A 20,403-nucleotide genomic window follows, 5' to 3' on the forward strand; every position below is an offset into this window, starting at 1 on the left:
AAATCTCAACTTGAGGGTGAGGGTTTTGGAAACGACGGCACGGGCCCCGTGCCGCATGAAATTGCAAGTCAACGAGCGGAAAGGCCCCTCGTCGTGGCAGCACCGCAGAACTACCTCGCGGTCATCAAGGTTGTAGGAATCGGCGGAGGCGGAGTCAACGCCGTCAACCGGATGATCGAGGAGGGACTCAAGGGCGTCGAGTTCATCGCCATCAATACCGACGCCCAGGCGCTGCTGATGAGTGACGCCGACGTCAAGCTCGACGTCGGGCGCGAACTCACCCGCGGCCTCGGCGCGGGAGCCAACCCCGAAGTCGGGCGCAAGGCGGCCGAGGACCACCGCGAGGAGATCGAGGAGGTCCTCAAGGGGGCCGACATGGTTTTCGTCACGGCCGGCGAGGGTGGCGGCACGGGCACCGGCGGCGCCCCGGTGGTGGCCAACATCGCCCGTACGCTGGGCGCGCTGACCATCGGTGTGGTGACCCGGCCCTTCAGCTTCGAGGGGCGGCGCAGGGCGATGCAGGCCGACGCCGGCATCGAGACCCTCCGCGAGGAGGTCGACACCCTCATCGTGATCCCGAACGACCGGCTGCTGTCGATCTCCGACCGGCAGGTGAGCGTGCTGGACGCCTTCAAGGCGGCCGACCAGGTGCTGCTCTCCGGTGTCCAGGGCATCACCGACCTGATCACCACGCCCGGCCTGATCAACCTCGACTTCGCCGACGTGAAGTCGGTCATGTCCGGGGCGGGCTCCGCCCTGATGGGCATCGGCCACGCCCGCGGCGACGACCGCTCGGTCGCGGCGGCCGAGATGGCCGTCTCCAGCCCGCTGCTGGAGGCCAGCATCGACGGCGCGCACGGCGTGCTGCTGTCGATCGCCGGCGGCTCCGACCTCGGCCTGTTCGAGATCAACGAGGCGGCCCAGCTCGTCTCCACCGCCGCCGCGCCGGACGCCAACATCATCTTCGGTACGGTCATCGACGACGCCCTCGGCGACGAGGTGCGCGTCACCGTGATCGCGGCCGGGTTCGACGAGCCCGCTCCCGAGCCCAAGCCGCTCGCGCAGCCGGCCGCGCGCCCGCAGTCGCGCCCGGCCCAGCCGCCCTCGGCGACCCCTCAGGTCCGCCCGCTGGCGCCCACGGTCAAGGCCGAGCCCCGCCCCGAGCCCCGTCCCGAGCCTCGTCCCGAGCCCAGGGTGGAGCACGCGCCGCCCGCGCCGATGCGGCCGGTCTCCAGCCCGCAGTCCGCCCCGGCGGAGCCGGCGCCCCAGCCGCAGCAGATCTACCCGGTCCAGCAGGCGCAGTCCTCGGCGGAGCACGCCGAGCCGCACCGCGTGGAGGAGCCGCACTCCCCGCCGTTGTCGATCCCGCGCCCGGCTCCCGAGCCCTCGCAGCCGACGCCGATCTCCGCCAGGGCCACCGACCCCGCCCGGCGCCGGCCGGTGATCTTCGAGGAGCAGGAAGAGGAGCTGGACGTCCCTGACTTCCTGAAGTGACATCTCTCACGGTGGGGGCGGTGCCGGACCGCCCGGCCGTGCCGGGAAGAATGGGCTCCGCCGGTTTGCCAGTGTCCGAGCGGCGGAGATGTGACGGAAACAACACGACGTGACGAGATCGCGGCCGGGCTGGCCCGGGTCGAGGCGGAGATCGCCGAAGCCTGCCGGGCCGCCGGCCGTCGCCGTGAGGAGCTGACCCTCATCGCGGTGAGCAAGACCTACCCCGCCTCCGACGTGCGATTCCTTGCCGAACTCGGGATCACCGACGTCGGGGAGAACCGCGACCAGGAGGCCTCCGCCAAGGCGCGCGAATGCGCCGGGCTCGGTCTCCGTTGGCACTTCGTCGGCCAGTTGCAGACCAACAAGGTCCGCTCGGTGGTCGGCTACGCGGACGTCGTCCACTCGGTCGACCGCCCGCGCCTGGTCACCGCGCTGAGCAGGGAGGCCCTCGCGGCGGGACGCCCGGTCACCTGCCTGGTGCAGGTCGCGCTCGACGGCGATCCCGGCCGGGGCGGGGCGAGGCCCGGGGAGGTGGAGGCACTGGCCGATACCGTCGCCGCGGCGGAGGGGTTGGAGCTGGGCGGGGTGATGGCGGTCGCGCCGCTGGGCGAGGAGGCGGGCGCGGCGTTCGCGAGGCTGAGGGAGATCGCGCGGTCGGTCCAGAAGACCCACCCGGGCGCAGGTGTCATCTCGGCGGGAATGAGCGGGGACATATCCCAGGCTATCGCCAACGGCGCGACACACCTGCGTGTTGGTACGGCGTTGCTCGGTCGCAGGAAGCCCTTCGTCAGGTAATGTCCCTTCAAGTGGGCCTTGGCGTCCGCGTATCCGGACAGCGGTCGAACGGTGGTGAGCTCAAGGCGGTCGGGCTGGCCCCTCGGGCACATCTGAAGTAAGACGGAGGAAGAAGTAGCGATGGCCGGCGCGATGCGCAAGATGGCGGTCTACCTCGGTCTTGTTGAGGACGACCGCTACGAGAGATACGACAGCTACCCCGACGACGAGTACGAGGAGTTCGACGACGCGCGCCGCGAGGGCGACGAACGCCCTGGCACGGTCCACGACCTCCAGGACGACACCGATCCCGGCGTGCCCGCTCCGAGGCCCGCGACGGCCCTCCTGGAGCGCCGTACGACCGATCTGGCGCGCATCACCACGCTTCACCCTCGTACGTACAACGAGGCGCGGACCATCGGCGAGCACTTCCGTGACGGCACCCCCGTCATCATGAACCTGACCGAGATGGTTGACAGCGACGCCAAGCGGCTCGTCGATTTCGCGGCAGGTCTGGTCTTTGGCCTACACGGCAGCATCGAACGTGTTACCAACAAGGTGTTCCTGTTGTCCCCAGCCAATGTCGAGGTGACCGCCGAGGACAAGGCCCGAATCGCGGAACGCGGATTCTTCAACCAGAGCTAGAGTTCCACCATGAACAGTGACCGGCCCGACAGGTCCCGACGGGACAGAGGACGGCAGAGCGGAGTGGAGGCGGGTACGGACCGTGGGGATCGTTAGCGGGACCTTGGTCTTCATCCTGTCCATCTATCTCATCCTGCTGATCGGCAGAATGATCTTCGAGACGGTGCAGGCGTTCGCACGTCAGTGGCGCCCCACCGGCATCGTCCTGGTGCTGGCGGAAGCCGTGTACACGGTGACCGATCCACCTCTCAAGTTCCTCCGCCGTTTCATTCCACCACTCCGGTTGGGTACGGTGGCCTTTGACCTAAGCTTCACAGTGCTGTTCATTGTGGTCTTGGTCTTGATCCAACTCGTGTCCGCGCTTCGTTGATCGGGTACCGTCCCCCCGGACAGACTCCAAGCGCGCCAAGGAGACCGAAATGCCGCTGACGCCCGCCGACGTGCGGAACAAGCAATTCAGTACGACCCGACTTCGGCCGGGTTACGACGAGGAAGAGGTAGACGCCTTCCTCGATGAGGTCGAGTCCGAGTTGGACCGTCTCATTCAGGAGAACGAGGAGCTTCGCGCCAAGCTGGCGGAGTGCCTGCGGGGCAAGGTCCCCGGCGGTATGGGCATGGCCATGGCGCCCGCCCCCATCGCCGAGCCCAAGCCCGAGATGATGATGCAGCAGCCGGAGCCGATGCGCGCTCCCGAGCCGGTGCAGCATCAGCAGCCCGTTCCCGTCGGAATGGGAATGCCTCCGGCCGAGGACAACATGGACACCGCGGCCCGGGTGCTCGCCCTCGCGCAGCAGACCGCCGACCAGGCCATCGCCGACGCCCGCCGGGAGGCGGACGAGACGGTGACCCGGGCGCGCCGCGAGGCCGACGACATCCTCGGCAAGGCACGTCGCCAGGCCGAGCAGGTCATCGGTGACGCACGTGCCCGAGCGGAGACGCTGGAGCGCGACGCGCAGGAGCGGCACCGTCAGGCCATGGGCTCCCTGGTGCAGACCCGCGACGAGCTCGAGCGCAAGGTCGAGGAGCTTCGCAGCTTCGAGCGCGAGTATCGCAGCCGTCTGAAGCTGTACCTGGAGAACCAGCTTGCCGAACTGAACGTGGCTGCCGAGGGCAGCGGCGGGTTCCCGATCGTGAGCGGGCCTCCGGCCATGTCCCACGCGGTGCCTCAGGGCGGTCAGCCGACCCTCCAGAGCGCGCCCAACCCGTTCGGCGGCGACCCCTCGCAGCATTCTGGCGCCTTCCAGGGCGTTGACGGTCCTCACAACGACCGCCGCTAAGGTGTCGGGTCATCCCCTTGACCCGCATCCGGGAGTCTCTCTGTGATCCTCATCAGCGCCGGTTTGGTACTCACGGCCATCGTCCTGCTCATCGCGGGGTTCGTGTTGGCCAAGCCGTTCCTGGTCATATGGTCGATCGCGGTCAGCATGCTGTCCGCAGTCTTCCTGGTGATCGGGGCGTTGTTGCGCCGCCACGAGTTGTTCCCCGGCGGGGACGCCGGGGCCTCTCAACCCCTTCCCCCGAAGGGACCGATGCCGGCCGGGCCGCTCCCCGCGCCGCACGGTATGCCGGGCCACCCGCACGGCATGCAGCCCCAGATGCCGAACCAGCCTTCCGCACCGCAGCAGATGATGGTGCGGCACGGGATGCCGCAGGTGCCCGCCGCTCCGACCCAGCCGCGACGCGGCCCGGTGGCCGGGCCGGCCACCGCCGCCGCGGCGAGGCGGGGCGCCCTGGACCCCGAGGCGATCGTGCTGGTCATCCCCGGCCGCAAGCGTTACCACGTCGCGGGATGCCGCCAGCTGGCCGGCAGGGATCATGAGGAGCTCACCTACGAGGAGGCGCGGGAGGAGGGCTTCACGCCCTGCACCACGTGCCTGCCCGCCGACGCCGGCTCCGGCCCCCAGCAGCGGGAGACCTCGCCCGGGGCACGCAAGCCCGAAGCGCCGCTGAACGTCTCCCACGAGTCCGGCTCCCTCGGCGACGCTCGCGAGCCGGGCCCCCAGGAGGCCACCGCCCGCTTCACCTCCCCGTACCGTCCCGTGCAACCCCCCGTGCAGCCCACGGCCCCGTCCGGCGGGCAGCAGGCCCCCGGAGCGCGGCCCGAACACCGACGGCCCGAACCTCAGCGGCCCGAGTCTCAGCGGCCTGAACCTCAGCGGCCCGAGTCTCAGCGGCCCGGGAGCGATGCCACGCAGGCCCGCTTCGAGGCTTCGCAGACCAGGAGCGAGTCTCCGGCGTCTCCGGTCTCTCCGGCGTCCTCGACGTCTCCGGCCGCCGGACGCGACGCCGCACCCGCCGGGCCGGAAACCTCCGCGACCGGGCGCGAGAGCACCGCGTCCCGCCAGGAGGCCGTGTCCCGGCAGGAGACCCAGCGCTCCCCGCAGGAGCCCGTTGTCCCGGTCGCCCGGCCCTACGTCCAGTCTCCCGAGCCGCAGGGGCGGCCCCAGGAGGCCGCGAGCTCCCCGGCCCGTCCGGCGGAGCAGCCGACCCGCCCGGCGATCCGGCGGCCGAAGGTCCCCGAGATCCCGCACGCCGCGTCCGAGGCCACCAGCTGGTTCAGCCGCGACGTGGTCGCGCAGGCCTCCGGGCAGGAGAGCACGGAGACCTCCGCGAAGACCGACTCCGCGAAGGCCGGGTCCAGGACCGCCACGTCCGGCCCGGACCGGTCCGCCGAGACCGAGCCCACCGTCTCCGGCTCCTCCAGGACGCCCGCCACGGCCGCGAGCCGGGCCGAGGCGCCCGAGTCCGAGCCCGACGAGCCGGGCACTGCCGGGGTCGCGTCCGCGAAGCCCGGGTCCGGGTCCGGGCACGCCGAGGCCGAGCTCACCGGGCCCGCCAAGACCGGGCCCGGGAAGGCCGAGGCCGCAGAAAGCGGTCCGGCCGAGGCGGGGTCCGCCACCGCTGAGCCCGCGAAGCCCGAGCCCGCCGGTGGGAAGGCTCACGCCGGGGCCGTCTCCGGCGGCGGGGCCTCCTTCACGGAGGCGGAAGCGGAAACCACGACCGCCGCCGGGCGGGACGCCTCCCCGGAGCCCTCGGGTTCCGGGCGGGAGGCGGCCGCCGAGGGCGGCGCCCCCGAACCGGTGGAGTCGGCCGAGACCGCACCCGGGCGCGCCGGGCGGCAGGTAGCGGCCGACTCCACCTCCGCGGAACCCGTTCCGGTCCCCGAGGCGGCTCCGGCCGGAGGGACGTCCAAGGCCACCGCGACCGGGGCACCCGCCACCGGTTCCTCCCGCGGTGACCGTGACGCCCGCGACGACCGTGACGCCTCCGATGACCGCGGCGACGACACCTCCCCCGGCGGTGCCCCCGCCGTCGAGGACCGGCCGCGTCCCGCGCCCCAGGAGCGGGAGGAGGGCGGCGAGACGGTCACGGTCATCGTCGGCACCCTCCGCTTCCACGATTCCGACTGCCCCCTCGTCAAGGGCGCCAGCATCGGCGGCAGCGGCATCGAGACCATGCCCAGGGCCGAGGCCGAGAAGGCCGGGCTGAGCAACTGCCCGATCTGCCGGCAGAACCGCCGGACGTGAGCTGACCGGGCACCGGGCCGGGTCAGCTCCGAGCCATCCGAGCCGTCCGCGCCATCCGGGCATCGGGCCCGTCACCGTCGTGAACCAGGACGGCCGGGATTCCCGGGAGACATTCCCGCGACCCCGGCCGTGTTCGATCTCACCGGCCTTCCCCGGTCGGCCTGAACGGGTCTGACCGGTCCTGACGGTCAGACCCGTTCGAACAACCGGTTCAGACCGTCGTCGTGCGGCGGAGCTGGAAGGTCAGGCCCAGCTCGGCGTCGCTGTGGGCGGGGAGGTCGTCGGCGCCGCCCTCGGTGAGGGAGACGGCGAGGACCTCGTCGGCCACCGCCTGACCCTGGGTCCGCAGAGCCTCGGCCAGGTCGGCGTCACCGGTGGACCACCACACGTCGATCCGGTCGGTGATCGACAGGCCGGTGGACTTGCGGGTGTCCTGGAGCAGGCGGATGACGTCGCGGATCAGGCCCGAGCGGCGCAGCTCGTCGGTGATGGTCAGGTCGAGGGCGACGGTCTCACCGGCGCCGGCCTCCACCGCCCAGCCGGACCTGGGCTGCTCGGTGACGATCACGTCGTCGGCGCCGAGCTCCACGGTGCCCAGCTCTCCCGCGTCCACCGAGACCGGCGAGCCGGTACGGAGCGCGCGGGCGAGCTCGGCGGGGTCGGCGGCGGTGACGGCCGAGGCGACGAGCTTGGTCTGCGAGCCGAACCGCTTGCCCAGCGCCCGGAAGTTGGGCTTCACGGTGAAGGACACCAGGCCCGCCCCGATCCCGGACAGGTCCTCCAGGTCCTTCACGTTGAGCTCGTCGGCGATGAGCTCGCGCAGCTCCGGGGGGAGCGCGGCCCAGCCGGGAGCGCCGACCAGGGCGCGGCCGAGCGGCTGGCGGGTCTTGACCCCGCTGGAGGCGCGGGCCGAACGGCCCAGCTCCACCAGGCGGCGGACCAGCGCCATCCGCTCGGACAGCTCCGGGTCCAGCAGCTCGCCGTTGACCTCGGGCCAGGTGGCCAGGTGGACCGAGGAGGGGGCGTCCGCGTCGCGGAGCACGTCCCAGACGTAGTCGGTGGTGAACGGCACCACCGGCGCCATCAGCCGGGTGACGGTCTCCAGGCACTCGTACAGCGTGGCGAACGCCGCGGGGTCACCGGTCCAGAAGCGGCGCCGGGAGCGTCGCACGTACCAGTTGGACAGGTCGTCGAGGAACTCGGCGAGGCGCCGCCCGACGCGGGCGGTGTCGAAGACGTCCAGCGACGAGGTGACCTCGGTCACGGTCCGGTGCAGCTCGGCGAGGGCCCACCGGTCGATCAGCGGGCGCTCGTCGTACGCGGGCGCCTCGGCGAGCCGGGACGGCGACCAGGACTCGGCGTTGGCGTACAGGGTGAAGAACGACGTGGTGTTCCAGTAGGTGAGCAGGACCTTGCGGACGATCTCCTCCAGGGCGCCGTGTCCCACCCTGCGGGCCGCCCACGGCGAGCCGGAGCAGGCCATGTACCAGCGCAGCGCGTCGGCGCCGTGCTGGTCCATCAGCGGCATCGGCTTGAGCACGTTGCCCAGGTGCTTGCTCATCTTGCGGCCGTCCTCGGCCAGGATGAGGCCGAGGCAGAGCACGTTCTCGTACGAGGACCTGCCGAAGACGAGCGTGCCGACCGCCATCAGCGAGTAGAACCAGCCGCGGGTCTGGTCGGTGGCCTCGCAGATGAACTGCGCCGGGTAGGCCTTGGCGAGCATCTCCTCGTTCATGTACGGGGCGCCCCACTGGGCGAACGGCATCGAGCCGGAGTCGTACCAGGCGTCGATCACGTCGGGCACCCGGCGCGCCTCGTTGCCGCAGGTGGGGCAGGGCAGCGTGACGTCGTCCACGTAGGGGCGGTGCGGGTCGAGCGCGGAGACGTCCTGGCCGGACAGGCGGCCCAGCTCGTCCAGCGAGCCGACGCAGGTGACGTGCGACTCGTCGGCCGTGCAGATCCACAGGGGCAGCGGGGTGCCCCAGTAGCGCGAGCGCGACAGCGACCAGTCGACGTTGTTGCGCAGCCACTCGCCGAACCGGCCCCACTTGATCGTCTCGGGGTACCAGCTGGTCTTCTCGTTCTCGGCGAGGAGCTGGTCCTTGATCGCGGTGGTGCGGATGTACCAGGCGGGGAGGGCGTAGTAGAGCAGCGCGGTGTGGCAGCGCCAGCAGTGCGGGTAGCTGTGCTCGAAGTGGCTGCCCCGGTAGAGCAGGCCGCGCGTCCGCAGGTCGGCCGTGAGCCCCTCGTCGGCGTCCTTGAAGAACTGGCCGCCGACCTGGGGGACGCTGTCGAGGAACCGGCCGTCGGGGCCGATCGGGTTGACCACGGGAAGCCCGTACCGCTTGCAGGTCGTCATGTCGTCGGCGCCGAAGGCGGGCGCCTGGTGGACCAGGCCGGTGCCGTCCTCGGTGGTGACGTAGTAGCCGAGCACCACGTAGTGCGCGCCGGGGATGTCGACCAGGTCGAACGGGCGCGTGTAGGTGGTGTGTTCCAGGTCGGCGCCCTGGAAGACGGCCAGCACCTCGGCGCCCTCGCCCAGCGCGGCGGCCAGCAGCGGCTCGGCCACCACCAGGACCTCGTCGGACCCGGCGGGGCGGGCCGCGACGTAGGTCACGTCGGGGTGCACGGCCACGGCGGTGTTGGAGACCAGGGTCCACGGGGTGGTGGTCCAGATCAGCAGCGAGGCGCCGAGGTCGGCGAGCGGTCCCGAGGTCGCGGGCATGCGGACGTAGACCGACGGGCTGGTGATGGTCTCGTAGCCGCCCGGCTGGCCCAGCTCGTGGTCGGACAGGCCGGTGCCGCAGCGGGGGCAGTACGGGGTGATGCGGAAGTCGCGGGACAGCAGGTCCTTGTCGAAGATGACCTTGAGCGACCACCAGACGGACTCCACGTAGGCCGGGTCCATCGTGCGGTAGGCCTGGGACAGGTCGATCCAGTACCCCATCCGCTCGGTCATCTCCTCGAAGGCGTCCACGTGCTTCAGCACGGACTCGCGACACCTGTCGTTGAACTCGGCGATGCCGTAGGCCTCGATCTCCTTCTTGCCGGAGAGGCCAAGTTCCTTCTCGACGGCGACCTCGACGGGCAGCCCGTGGCAGTCCCAGCCCGCCTTGCGGGGCACGTTGAAGCCGCGCATCGACTTGTAGCGGGGGAAGAGGTCCTTGAAGACGCGGGCCTCGACGTGGTGGACGCCGGGCATGCCGTTGGCGGTGGGCGGACCCTCGTAGAAGACCCAGTTGGGACCGCCGGCGTTCTGCTCGACCGAACGCTCGAAGATCTTGCCGTCCCGCCACCGGTCGAGCACCTCGTGCTCGAGCGCGGGAAGATCGACCTGCGCGGGAAGAGAGCGGAAATAGGCGGACATGATGGGCTGGACCTCCACGCTGGAACCGGCTGTGGCGTGGAGGGACGAGGCCGTTGGGGCCCCGCGGTACCACCCTCCTTGACCTCGCGTGCGCGCGAGGCCCTCTTCCTTCGGTCTGCTGCCGGGTCTACTGGGCCGCCGCGGGCCTGGTGTCGGGTCGTCGCGGCCGTTCTTCCGGCGGCTCCGGGGTGATCGTGCCTTCGCGCCTCGCCCCGGGCTCGCACCGTCCCCGGGTCGCTCGTGCGAGGTGATGCGGAGGTTGCTGTCCCCATCAACGCCTTGCAGGCTCACACGATAACGCACCCGCCCCCCTGGAAGCTTCCCCGTATTGAGGTCCGCTGGGCGGAATCAGGGGGAAGCGACCGGATGTTACGTGAGTGGTAAAGAATGCGGCGGGTCGTTTGCCGTTCTGTTATGGGAGACCTAAGCTGCCCGCACCGTTTACCACATCGGAGACGGTCCATCGAACAAGGAGGCCGCCATGGCCGCGACCGTGCGCGCAGACAACAGCGCGGTGGCGCCGTCCCAGGACGGTGCCGTCGTCACCTGGTCGGCCGAGGAGCTCAAGGAGGTCCGCAGGCAACTGGCCACGGAGATCCACGAGCTCACCGAGGAGATCGCCAAGGCCGAGACGGAGATCGCGTCGAGCGATGTCACCGACGGTGCGGGAGACGATCAGGCCGACGCCGGAGCCCGGACGTATGAACGCGAGCGCGAAATCGCCCTTACCCTGAACTCGCGCGACCTGGTCGCGCAGAACGAGCGAGCGATCGCCCGGATCGACGCGGGGACCTACGGAGTGTGCGAATCGTGCCATCAGCCGATCGGAAAGGAGCGCCTTCAGGCGTTTCCGAGGGCGACGCTGTGCGTGGCCTGCAAGCAGCGGGAGGAGCGCCGCTGACGGGCGAGACCGAGGAGGGGGCGGTCCCGGCCGCCCCGCTCCCGGCACGGCGGATCGCCGTGCTCGCGACGATCGTCCCCATCGTCTACGCCCTCGACCTCGTCACGAAGACCCTCGTGCTGAGGACCCTGGAGGGCAGGGAACCGTTCGTGGTCGTCCCGGACCTCCTCCAGTTCCGGGTGATCTTCAACTCGGGGGCCGCCTTCAGTCTCGGCACCGGGATGACGATCATCTTCACCTGTGTCGCGACCGCCGTCGTGGTGGCGATCCTGCGCACCGCGCGCAACCTGCGCAGCCTGCCCTGGGCGATCACGCTGAGCCTGCTGCTCGGCGGGGCGCTCGGCAACCTCACCGACCGGATCTTCCGCTGGCCCTCGGGCTTCGGCCCCGGCAGGCCCTCGCCGCTCCAGGGGCACGTGGTCGACTTCATCGAGACCTTCCCCGGTCACTTCCCGGTCTGGAACATCGCCGACTCGGCGATCGTCTGCGGCGGGATCCTGGCGGTCCTCCTCGCCTGGCGGGGTTACCAGATCGACGGCACGCGCGACACGGGAGCCGCGAAGACCACGAAGGACACGAAGGAAAGCAAGGAGAACAACGATGGCTGACCGGCGAAGCCTCCCCGTCCCCGACGGGCTGGAGGGCGAGCGCCTCGACGCCGCCCTGTCACGCCTGTTCGGCCTCTCCCGCACGCGCGCGGCCGAGCTGATCGTCGCCGGCGACGTGCTGGTGGACGGTGCGACCGCGATCAAATCCGACCGGGTCCACGGTGGCGCGTGGCTGGAGGTCACCCTCCCGCCGCCGCCCACCACGCCGATGCCGGTGGCCGAGCCGGTGCCCGGCATGCACATCGTGTACGAGGACGACGACATCGTCGTCGTCAACAAGCCCATCGGCGTGGCCGCCCACCCGACCACCGGCTGGACCGGGCCCACCGTGATCGGCGGCCTGCTGGGCACCGGCCACCGGGTGGCCACCAGCGGCGCGGCCGAGCGCCAGGGCATCGTGCACCGGCTGGACGCCAACACCACCGGCGCGATGGTCGTCGCCAAGAGCGAGCACGCCTACTCCCACCTGAAGCGGGCCTTCAAGGAGCGTACGGTCGACAAGCGCTACCACGCGCTGGTCCAGGGCCACCCCGACCCGCACCGCGGCACCGTGGACGCGCCGATCGACCGCCATCCCGTCGGGGACGGCCGCTGGGCGGTCGTGTCCGGGGGCAAGGACTCGGTCACCCACTACGACACGATCGAGGCGTTCCGCGCGGCGTCGCTGCTGGACATCAAACTGGAGACGGGCCGCACCCACCAGATCCGGGTCCACATGTCGGCGCTGCGCCACCCGTGCGTCGGCGACATGCTGTACGGGGCCGACCCCACCCTGGCCGCGCGCCTGGGGGTGAGCCGGCAGTGGCTGCACGCGGTCTCCCTGGCCTTCGAGCACCCCTCCACCGGCGAGTGGGTCTCCTTCAGCACCGCCTACCCCGACGATCTGGCCAACGCCCTGACGATCGTCGCCGCCGAGTCCTGACGCGGTCCGCCGTTCCCGGGTGATCCACCGGTTTCGGACGGCCGGGACCGGGTGGTGATCCTCCGGGTTCTCCGCCCTCGGGGCCTCGGGGCTCCGCCGGTCCCCGGACCTTCCCGGCCCCGCCGGGCCTTCCCCTAGCGGGTCGCCCCGGCCCTCCCGATCTCGCCTCCGGTGCCCGTCTCGAGCGCGGCCGTCCCGGCGTTGGGGTCGACCTGGTCGGGTGAGTCACCCTGCTGGCCCTCGCCCGGGGTGCCGTCCTGCCCCGAACCCTCGTCGGTCCCCCCGCCCTGGTCCTGCTCCTCGCCCTCCCCCTGGTCGGCGGGATCCTCCTCGGGCTCGTCCGGGGGTGCCTGCGTCGGCTTGTCCGTCGGTTTCCTCGTCGGCTTCTCCGTCGGCTTCTCCGTCGGCCTGTCCTGCGGGGCGGGGTCGCCGTTCTGCGGCCTCTCCGGGGCCGGACGGCCGGAGGTTCCGCCCTCGTCGTTCTGGGCGGGGGCGTCGCGCGCGGGCACCTTCGCCTGCTCGGGCTCGCCCGAGGGCTTCCCCTCGCCGGGCGCCACGCTCGCCGAGGTCGACGGCTCCTTGGGGATCGGGGGCGAGGAGTTGGAGGCGACCCACGCCAGCCCTCCCGCGCTCGCGGCGAGGGCGACGGCCGCCGCGACCAGGGCGGCCATCGCCGGGCGCCGCCGTCTCGGAGAGGCCGAGGCCGGAACCGGCTCGGGTCCGGAGCCGGGCGGTGCGGGGGGCGGCGGGAGCGGTGCGGCTCCCGCCGGGGTGGTGGGGACGCCGTCCGGGACGGCGGCGAACGCGGGGATCACCGCGGAGGGCCCGGTCGACGGCCCGGCCTGCGTACCTGCCGGCGGCTCGACGGGAATCCCGGCCGGAATCTCGATGGGCATGGTCGGCTGCGGCGCGGTCCCGTTCACTAGCGAGGTCAGCTGGATCTGCACCTCGCGGGCGGCCATGCGCCGCGCCGGATCCTTGTGGAGCAGGCCGTGGATCACCGGGGCGAGCGGCCCGGCGAACCGCATCGGCGACGGCTCCTGGTGCATGACGGCGCTGAGCGTCGCCAGCGGGTGAGCCCGCTCGAAGGGGGAGCGTCCCTCGACGGCCACGTAGAGCGTCACGCCGAGCGACCACAGGTCGGAGGCGAACTCGGCGGGTCCGCCGCTCGCCCGCTCCGGCGCGATGAACGCCGGGGTGCCGATGAGCGAACCGGTCCTGGTGATCGACGAGTCGCCCTCCAGGACGGCGATGCCGAAGTCGGTGAGCACGGCCCGCCCATCGGCGGCGATCAGCACGTTGTCCGGCTTCACGTCGCGGTGCAGGACGCCCGCGTGGTGGGCGGCGAGCAGCGCGCCCAGCACCTCCAGCCCGATCCGCGCCACCCGCATCGGCGGCAGCGGCCCGTCCTCCCTGATCACCGCTCCGAGCGTGCGGGAGTCGATCAGTTGCATGACGATCCAGGGGCGCCCCTGCTCCTCGATCACGTCGTAGACCGTCGCCACCCCGGGGTGGCCGATCCGCCCGGCGGCACGGGCCTCCCTGAGGGTCCGTACGGTGAAGACCTCGCGTTCGGGACCGGTGAGGTCGGGGGAGGGGATGACCTCCTTGACCGCCACCTCGCGGCCCAGGACCTCGTCGCGCGCTCGCCAGACCGTTCCCATGCCTCCTCGGCCGATGCGTTCGAGCAGGCGGTAGCGGGCTCCGATGATCCCCTGAGAATCGGTCATGTGGTGGCGAGTACCCCGGATTTACGTCAGCATTCAGAAAAGTTTACGCAGACCAGCGTATATGTCCCCGCTCGCTCATGAACGTGTCCACAAATCCGGTGCTGTGCTCACCCGCGGCGAACCGCGGTTGTGCGAGCAGCTCGCGCAGCAGCGGGATGGTGGTGGCCACCCCCGGCCCCTCCACGGCGAACTCGGCGAGCGCGCGGTCGGCCCTGGCGATGGCCTCCCGCCGGGTGGGCGCCCAGACGACCAGTTTCGCGATCATCGAGTCGTAGTCCGGCGGTATCGTGTCGCCCTGGGCGAATCCGGAGTCGACCCGCACGCCGGGCCCGCCGGGCGGGCGGAAGACCGTCAGGCGGCCGGGGGCGGGGCGGAACCCCGCGCCGGGGTCCTCGGCGTTCACCCGGCACTCGATGGCCGCGCCGGTGAAGCGGACCTGCTCCTGGGTGAAGGGCAGGCGCTCGCCCGCGGCCACCCGGATCTGCTCCCTGACCAGGTCGACGCCGGTGAGCATCTCGGTGACCGTGTGCTCGACCTGGATGCGGGCGTTGATCTCCATGAAGGTCGCCTCCCCGGCCGGGTCGACCAGGAACTCCATCGTCCCCGCGCCGGTGTAGCCGACGTGCCGCGCCCCGGCCACCGCGTACTCGCCGAGCCGCCCGCGGACCTTCTCGGGCAGCTCGGGGGAGGGCGCCTCCTCGACGAGTTTCTGGTTGCGCCGCTGCAGCGAGCAGTCGCGCTCTCCCAGGTGGACGACGGTCCCGGCGGAGTCTCCCAGCAGCTGCACCTCCACGTGGCGGGCCACCGGCACGAACCGCTCGATGTAGACGTCGCCGTTGCCGAACATCTGCCGGGCGAACGCGGTGGTGCGCCGGTGGACGTCGCGCAGCTCGGCCCGGTCGCGCGCCACCTCGATGCCCCGCCCGCCGCCGCCCGCGGCGGCCTTCACGATGACCGGGTAGCCGATCTCGGCGCCGATCCGCTCGGCCTCGGCCGCCGAGGGTACGGCGCCGTCGCTGCCGGGCAGGACGGGCAGCCCGGCCTCGGCCATCAGGGAGCGCACCCGCGCCTTGTCGCCGACGCACTCCATGACCTCGGGGGTGGGGCCGACGAAGGTGATCCCGTTGTCCGCGCAGACCCTGGCGAAGTCGGCGTCCTCCGACAGGAAGCCGTAGCCCGGGTGGATCGCCTCCGCCCCGGTCTGCAGGGCCGCCTCGATGACGGCGGGCACGGAGAGGTAGCTGCGCCGGGCCGGGGCCGGGCCGATGTGGACGGCCCTGTCGGCGTAGGCCGTGAACCGGGCGTCGCGGTCGGCGGTGGAGTACACGGCGACGGTCTCGATGCCCATCTCGCGGCAGGTCCTGGCCACGCGCAGCGCGATCTCGCCCCGGTTGGCGATGAGCATCCTCGTGAAACTCATGCGTCGTCCGTCCGTAGCCGTACCAGGACCTGCCCGTACTCCACCGGCTCGCCGTCGCCCGCGACCACCTCGACGACCTCGCCCGCGCGTCCGGCGACGACCGGGTTCATCAGCTTCATGGCCTCGACGATGCCGATCGTCTGATCGGCGTCCACCCGGTCGCCCGGCTGCACGAAGGGCGGGGCCCCCGGCTCGGCGGCGACGTAGAAGGTGCCGACCAGGGGAGCGGTCACCGCGTGCGACGAGGAGTGCTCCCGCGCCGCGTCGAGGGGGCCGGTCTCCGCCGGTCGCGCGGCCTGCCCGGCGGCGTCCCCGGCGGCGTCCACGGTGACGGGCCGCGGGTCCGGCGCGGCGGCCTGCGGGAAGGCCCAGGTCACCTCCAGGGCGCACTCGCCCAGGCGCAGGGAGATGGCCGCCACCGGGCCGGGAACGGTCTTGACGAGGTTGCCGACCTCCTCGCGCAGCAGCCGCATCGCCGCGTGCGCGTCCTCCTCGGAGACCGGTCTCCCCGCGGTCTCGGAGTCCGGTCTCCGGGCGGTCTCGTGGGCCGGTCTCCCGGCGGTCCGCTCATCCACCTTCGATCACTCCCAGCCCGCGGAACCGCTCGTGGCGATGCTTGCGCAGCTCGTCGCCGCTCAGCCCGGACAGCTCGCGCAGCGACTCCAGGACGGCCGCCTTGAGCGCGTCCATCGCCGCCACCGGATCCTCCTGCGCGCCGCCCCGCGGTTCGGGCACGACCCCGTCGACGACGCCGAGCCGCAGCAGCTCCGGCGCGGTGATCCGCAGGGACTCGGCCAGCTCGGGAGCGTGCGAGGGGTCGCCGTACAGGATCGTCGAGCAGCTCTCCGGGCTGATCACCGAGTAGACGGCGTGGCGCAGCATCAGCACCCGGTTGGCCACCGCCAGGGCCAGCGCCCCGCCGCTGCCGCCCTCGCCGACCACAGTGGCGACCACCGGGACCGACAGCTCCGACATGCCGGCGAGGCACTCGGCGATCGCCCAGGACTGGCCGCGTTCCTCGGCTCCGACGCCCGGGGCGGCGCCCTGGGTGTCGACGAGGGTCACCACCGGCAGGCCGAGCCGGTCGGCCAGCGACATCAGCCGCAGCGCCTTGCGGTACCCCTCGGGGTGGGCGAGGCCGAAGTTCCTGGCGACCAGCTCCGAGGTGTCGTGGCCCTTCTGGTGGCCGACGACCATCACGGGCCTTCCGTCGATCAGGCCGGTGCCGCCGACGATCGCCGGATCGTCGCCGTGCGTGCGGTCCCCGTGGAGCTCCACGAAGTCCGAGCACAGGTGCCAGATGTAGTCGAGGGCGGTCGGGCGCCGGGTGTCGCGGGCCAGCCGCACGGTCTCCTGGGCGGTCAGCGCGCCGGACAGCTCGCCCGGATCGCGGATCACCGCCGCGGGCCCGCCGGGGGGCGGCCCCTGGGCATGTCCGTCCCCGGTCAGGCCGGTCGTGGACAGCAGCCGGGCGAGCAGGGGACGCAGGCCGTCGCGGGGCTCGACCCGGTCGAGCATGCCGCGCCCGGCGAGATACTCGGCGCTCTGGAAGCCCCGGGGGAGCTTCTCCCGGGTCGCCGAGGCGATGACGCGCGGCCCGGCGAAGCCGACGAGCGCGCCGCGCTCGGCGACCAGCACGTCCCCGAGGGTGGCGAACGAGGCGGTGACCCCGCCGAAGGTGGGGTCGGTCAGCACGCAGACGCTGAGCACGCCCGCTCGCCGCAGGCGCCGCATCGCCTGGGCGGTCTTGCCCATCTGCATCAGGGACAGGCCGCCCTCCTGCATGCGGGCGCCGCCGGAGGCGATGGCCAGGACCAGCGGGACGCGCTCGTCCAGCGCCTGCTCGCAGGCGCGGGTGACGGCCTCGCCGACCGCCGACCCCATGCTGCCGCCGAGAAAGGAGAAGTCCATGACGGCGACGACCACGCGGTGGCCGCCGACGGTGGCGGTGCCGTGGAGGACGGCGTCGTCCAGGCCGGTGCGCCCGCGCGCCTGGGCCAGGCGCTCGGCGTAGGGCCGGGAGTCGGCGAAGCCCAGCGGGTCGCCGCCGCGCACCTGCGGGGCGGCGCGGAAGGAGCCGTCGTCCACCAGGGTGCGAAGCCGCTCGACGGCGTTCAGCCGGTGGTGGTGACCGCACTCGGGGCAGACACGCTGCGTACGGGCCAGGCGGGGGGCGTACACGATGGCGGCGCAGCAGGGGCAGCGCGCCCACAGTCCGGGCGCGGTGGTCGGCGCGGCGGGTGAGATCGTCACAGGGCGCGCTCCTCGGGAGTCCAGTGGTAGAACCGGCGCGCCATCGCGTCGGCGGGGCCGCGCCAGGTGTCCGGGTCGTACGGCCTGACGTGCGGGTCGAGGTCCTTGCTCAGCCGCAGGAAGTCCTCCCGCCCGCGGGCGAGCGCCATCGCCTTGGCGGCGGAGCTCTCGAACTCGACGTGGTGGAAGTAGAGGTCCCGGTAGAGGAACAGGTCGCGGCGCGTCACCCCGAGCGCGCGGGGGAGCTCGCCGGCGTCGGACTCGCCGAAGAGGCGGGAGACCTCGCCGGAACCGCCGGGACTGAGGCGGGCGACGATCAGGATCTGGTCGGGCACGGGCACTCCTCGGTGGCCGGTCGATCGGGTCCGTCTCACCGTAGGAACCCGGCCCGGCCGGTGTCGCCCGCCGCCGGCGTGAACCCAGGGCTCCTCCGGGGAGGGGACCGTCTCCTTCCCCGAGGGGAGCCGGCCGCGTTCGTGAGGCCCGGAGGGGAGCCGGTCCGCGTTCGCGTGGCCTCGAAGGACCGGTCCGCGTTCGCGAAGGTTCCCCGAGGGGAGCCGGCCCGTGTTCGTGAGGGCGGGCCGGACGCGAGGCGGGTCGCCTCCCCGGGGGGAGACGGCCCGCCTTCGCGCACCGGAGCCGCGTCAGCCCCGGGGGGTGGCCGCGACCAGGCCGTTCTCGTACGCGAAGATCACGATCTGCACCCGGTCGCGCACGCCGAGCTTCTGGTAGAGATGCTGGACGTGCGACTTGATCGTGCTGTCGCCGAGCACGAGCGCGCGGGCGATCTCGTCGTTGCCGTATCCCCGTACGAGCAGCTGGAACACCTCGCGCTCCCGCTCGGTGAGCTGGTCGAGCACCGCGGTCGGCGCGGCCGAGAGCACCGGGCGCCTGGCGAACTCGTCGATGAGCTTGCGCGTCACCGAGGGCGACAGCAGGGCGTCGCCCTCGGCGACCTCGCGCACGGCGTCCAGCAGCCGGTCGGTGGGCGTGTGCTTGAGGATGAAGCCGCTGGCACCGCTGCGCAGCGCCTCGAAGACGTGCTCGTCCTGGTCGTAGATGGTCAGGATGACGACCTTCGCGGGATAGGCGGCACCCAGCTTGCAGATCTCCCTGGTGGCGGTGATGCCGTCCATGCGCGGCATGTTGATGTCCATCAGCACGACGTCCGGGCGGAGTGTCTTGACCGACTGCACCGCCTGCACCCCGTGCCGTGCCTCCCCGACCACCACGATGTCCGGCACCGCGTCGAAGATGGCATGCAGGCCGCTGCGGATCAGCGGCTGGTCGTCGGCGATCAGGACGCGGATCTTCCGCATGGCTCGTCCTCTCTGAAGATGGCGGGAGTCACCGGAATGACGGCCCGGGTGACGAATCCGCCCCCGGTCAGCGGTCCTGACTCCAGGTGACCTCCCTGCTCGGCGACGCGTTCCGACAGGCCCCGCAGCCCCGTGCCGCCGCCCTGCCTGCGAGGAAGGGGCATGGCCACCGCCATCACACCGGGGGAGCGCGTCTCGTTGACCACCGAGACGCTCAGCTTCTCGCCGAAGCAGACCTCCAGGTGGACCGGGCCGGCGTTGTGCTTGAGCGCGTTCGTCAGGGCCTCCTGGGCGACGCGGAACGCCGTCCTGGCGACCTCGGGCGGTACGTGGCGTTCGGCGGCCACGTTGCGCAGCCGTACGGCCAGGTCGGGAAAGGGAAAGCGCCCGGCGAGCTCGGTCAGCCTGGCCGACAGGGGCACGCCGTCGTCGTGGCGCCGCGGCTCCTCCCCCGGGGGGAGGTCGTGCCCTCCTCGCGGGGGAGGCGGCTCGTGCCGCAGGTCGGTCAGGGTCCCTCGCAGGTCGGTCAGGGTCGCCTGGACCGTCTCCTCGATGATCTGGGCCACGTGGTGGGCCGTCGCCGGTGAGCCGTTCAGCCGCCGGGCCTGGAGGGCGATGACGGTCAGGCCGTGTCCCACCCCGTCGTGCAGGTTGCGGGCGATCCGGCGCCGTTCGCGCAGTGCCGCGGCGCTCTCGCTCCTGGCCAGTATGGACTTGGTGTGCCGGCGGGTGCCGAGTGTGAACGACACGACGGCCAGGAGCGCCGCCACCGTCGAGCACAACAGGTCGGTCCAGCTCAGCTCTGAGACGAGATAGCCGAGGAAGGTGCTCATCGAACCCACCCCGTTGGGATCCGCTGAGATCGGCTACTCGCTAAACATGAGAGGTGCTTGCATTCTTGGGTTGTTTTGCCCCGTCGTTCCCCCATGAAAGGTGAGCGTAGTCAGAAAAAGTGACTATATCAAGCAAATCATATGGGCTGTCACAGACTTCATTAAGATTCTATTCTTTGACTATTGAGGACGTCTGCCGGACCCCTGCCGGAGCCCTCGGGGCGGCACGTCGAGGGACCTAACAGCCTCCCGTCAGCTCGTATCACCAGCGCCTGTGTCGCCCGACCGTTCTATGGGTTCTCACAGAAGCAGCTCGGAGATCCTTAAGGTCTAATGGGATAAATCGGGTTATCTGCGAAGGCTTGAGGCGTCGGTGGAATATCCGTGAATTACGGCGTCCACACTTCACTTAATAAGGGTTTCAATCAAGCGTAATCAGCTGGTTGCTTGGGTGAATGTGATTCTGTTCCGCGCGGCCGGAGGCCGGGGATCTCCGGTGAGGAGCGGCGGGCTCCCGCCCGTGGCGGAGAGGGCCCCACCGCCGGGGGAGCGCAGGTCCGGCCGCGTGGCGGAAGACAGCCCGGCCCCTCGCGAACAGGCTGGTCCCAGA

General features: G+C 71.8%; 17 protein-coding genes. 9 read left to right on the top strand and 8 right to left on the bottom strand.

Features of this window, described 5'->3' with window-relative positions:
• The first annotated feature begins 93 nt into the window (after nt 1–93).
• The 6 genes from ftsZ to ACTOQ2_RS01705 all read left to right on the top strand — a co-directional run bounded on the left by ftsZ (nt 94) and on the right by ACTOQ2_RS01705 (nt 6,440).
• Complete coding sequence (gene ftsZ, locus ACTOQ2_RS01680) at nt 94–1,494, top strand: cell division protein FtsZ (protein WP_440097832.1); 1,401 nt, start codon at nt 94–96, stop codon at nt 1,492–1,494.
• A 90-nt stretch (nt 1,495–1,584) separates the two neighbouring features.
• On the top strand, nt 1,585–2,289 hold the full coding sequence (locus ACTOQ2_RS01685) for a YggS family pyridoxal phosphate-dependent enzyme (protein ID WP_440097833.1): 705 nt from the start codon (nt 1,585–1,587) through the stop codon (nt 2,287–2,289).
• 120 nt (nt 2,290–2,409) lie between these two features.
• Nucleotides 2,410–2,913, top strand: coding sequence for a cell division protein SepF (locus ACTOQ2_RS01690; RefSeq protein ID WP_329093101.1), 504 nt, complete (start codon nt 2,410–2,412; stop codon nt 2,911–2,913).
• Between the two features lie 82 nt (nt 2,914–2,995).
• Entirely contained in the window at nt 2,996–3,283 is a 288-nt protein-coding gene (locus ACTOQ2_RS01695; RefSeq protein WP_440065077.1) for a YggT family protein, read from the top strand.
• Nucleotides 3,284–3,332: 49 nt separating this feature from the next.
• Entirely contained in the window at nt 3,333–4,190 is an 858-nt protein-coding gene (locus ACTOQ2_RS01700) for a DivIVA domain-containing protein (protein WP_329093103.1), read from the top strand.
• A 42-nt stretch (nt 4,191–4,232) separates the two neighbouring features.
• A complete protein-coding gene (locus ACTOQ2_RS01705) occupies nt 4,233–6,440 on the top strand; it encodes a hypothetical protein (protein WP_440097834.1) in 2,208 nt (735 codons plus the stop codon).
• Nucleotides 6,441–6,651: 211 nt separating this feature from the next.
• On the opposite strand, the gene ileS is transcribed toward ACTOQ2_RS01705, so the two are convergent.
• The gene (gene ileS, locus ACTOQ2_RS01710) at nt 6,652–9,807 is read right to left on the bottom strand and encodes an isoleucine--tRNA ligase (RefSeq protein ID WP_440097835.1); all 3,156 of its coding nucleotides are present in this window, start codon (nt 9,805–9,807) and stop codon (nt 6,652–6,654) included.
• A 481-nt stretch (nt 9,808–10,288) separates the two neighbouring features.
• Between ileS and ACTOQ2_RS01715 the strand changes: the two genes are divergently transcribed.
• The 3 genes from ACTOQ2_RS01715 to ACTOQ2_RS01725 are packed head-to-tail and all read left to right on the top strand — an operon-like array spanning nt 10,289 to nt 12,238.
• Nucleotides 10,289–10,708, top strand: coding sequence for a TraR/DksA family transcriptional regulator (locus ACTOQ2_RS01715; RefSeq protein ID WP_362842902.1), 420 nt, complete (start codon nt 10,289–10,291; stop codon nt 10,706–10,708).
• A complete protein-coding gene (locus ACTOQ2_RS01720; protein ID WP_440097836.1) occupies nt 10,672–11,316 on the top strand; it encodes a signal peptidase II in 645 nt (214 codons plus the stop codon). The genes ACTOQ2_RS01715 and ACTOQ2_RS01720 overlap by 37 nt, the downstream gene beginning before the upstream one ends.
• Nucleotides 11,309–12,238 carry an RluA family pseudouridine synthase gene (locus ACTOQ2_RS01725; protein WP_440097837.1) on the top strand — a complete coding sequence of 310 codons (930 nt, stop codon included), beginning with the start codon at nt 11,309–11,311 and terminating at the stop codon, nt 12,236–12,238. Before ACTOQ2_RS01720 ends, ACTOQ2_RS01725 begins: the two co-directional genes overlap by 8 nt.
• Before the next feature lie 134 nt (nt 12,239–12,372).
• On the opposite strand, the gene ACTOQ2_RS01730 is transcribed toward ACTOQ2_RS01725, so the two are convergent.
• The 7 genes from ACTOQ2_RS01730 to ACTOQ2_RS01760 form a co-directional block, all read right to left on the bottom strand.
• On the bottom strand, nt 12,373–13,968 hold the full coding sequence (locus ACTOQ2_RS01730) for a protein kinase domain-containing protein (RefSeq protein WP_440097838.1): 1,596 nt from the start codon (nt 13,966–13,968) through the stop codon (nt 12,373–12,375).
• A 43-nt stretch (nt 13,969–14,011) separates the two neighbouring features.
• Nucleotides 14,012–15,388: an acetyl-CoA carboxylase biotin carboxylase subunit gene (locus ACTOQ2_RS01735; protein WP_440097839.1), complete on the bottom strand. Its 1,377-nt coding sequence runs from the start codon at nt 15,386–15,388 to the stop codon at nt 14,012–14,014.
• Entirely contained in the window at nt 15,385–15,963 is a 579-nt protein-coding gene (locus ACTOQ2_RS01740) for an acetyl-CoA carboxylase biotin carboxyl carrier protein (protein WP_440097840.1), read from the bottom strand. The genes ACTOQ2_RS01735 and ACTOQ2_RS01740 overlap by 4 nt, the downstream gene beginning before the upstream one ends.
• Nucleotides 15,956–17,641 carry an acetyl-CoA carboxylase carboxyltransferase subunit alpha gene (locus ACTOQ2_RS01745; RefSeq protein ID WP_440097841.1) on the bottom strand — a complete coding sequence of 562 codons (1,686 nt, stop codon included), beginning with the start codon at nt 17,639–17,641 and terminating at the stop codon, nt 15,956–15,958. Before ACTOQ2_RS01745 ends, ACTOQ2_RS01740 begins: the two co-directional genes overlap by 8 nt.
• The gene (locus ACTOQ2_RS01750; protein ID WP_440097842.1) at nt 17,638–17,976 is read right to left on the bottom strand and encodes a TcmI family type II polyketide cyclase; all 339 of its coding nucleotides are present in this window, start codon (nt 17,974–17,976) and stop codon (nt 17,638–17,640) included. The genes ACTOQ2_RS01745 and ACTOQ2_RS01750 overlap by 4 nt, the downstream gene beginning before the upstream one ends.
• Before the next feature lie 309 nt (nt 17,977–18,285).
• The gene (locus tag ACTOQ2_RS01755; protein WP_440065062.1) at nt 18,286–18,960 is read right to left on the bottom strand and encodes a response regulator; all 675 of its coding nucleotides are present in this window, start codon (nt 18,958–18,960) and stop codon (nt 18,286–18,288) included.
• Nucleotides 18,939–19,793 carry a sensor histidine kinase gene (locus ACTOQ2_RS01760; RefSeq protein ID WP_440097843.1) on the bottom strand — a complete coding sequence of 285 codons (855 nt, stop codon included), beginning with the start codon at nt 19,791–19,793 and terminating at the stop codon, nt 18,939–18,941. Before ACTOQ2_RS01760 ends, ACTOQ2_RS01755 begins: the two co-directional genes overlap by 22 nt.
• Between the last annotated feature and the right edge of the window lie 610 nt (nt 19,794–20,403).

Origin of the sequence: Streptosporangium sp. H16, assembly GCF_051918855.1 — a bacterium.
GTDB lineage: Bacteria > Actinomycetota > Actinomycetes > Streptosporangiales > Streptosporangiaceae > Streptosporangium.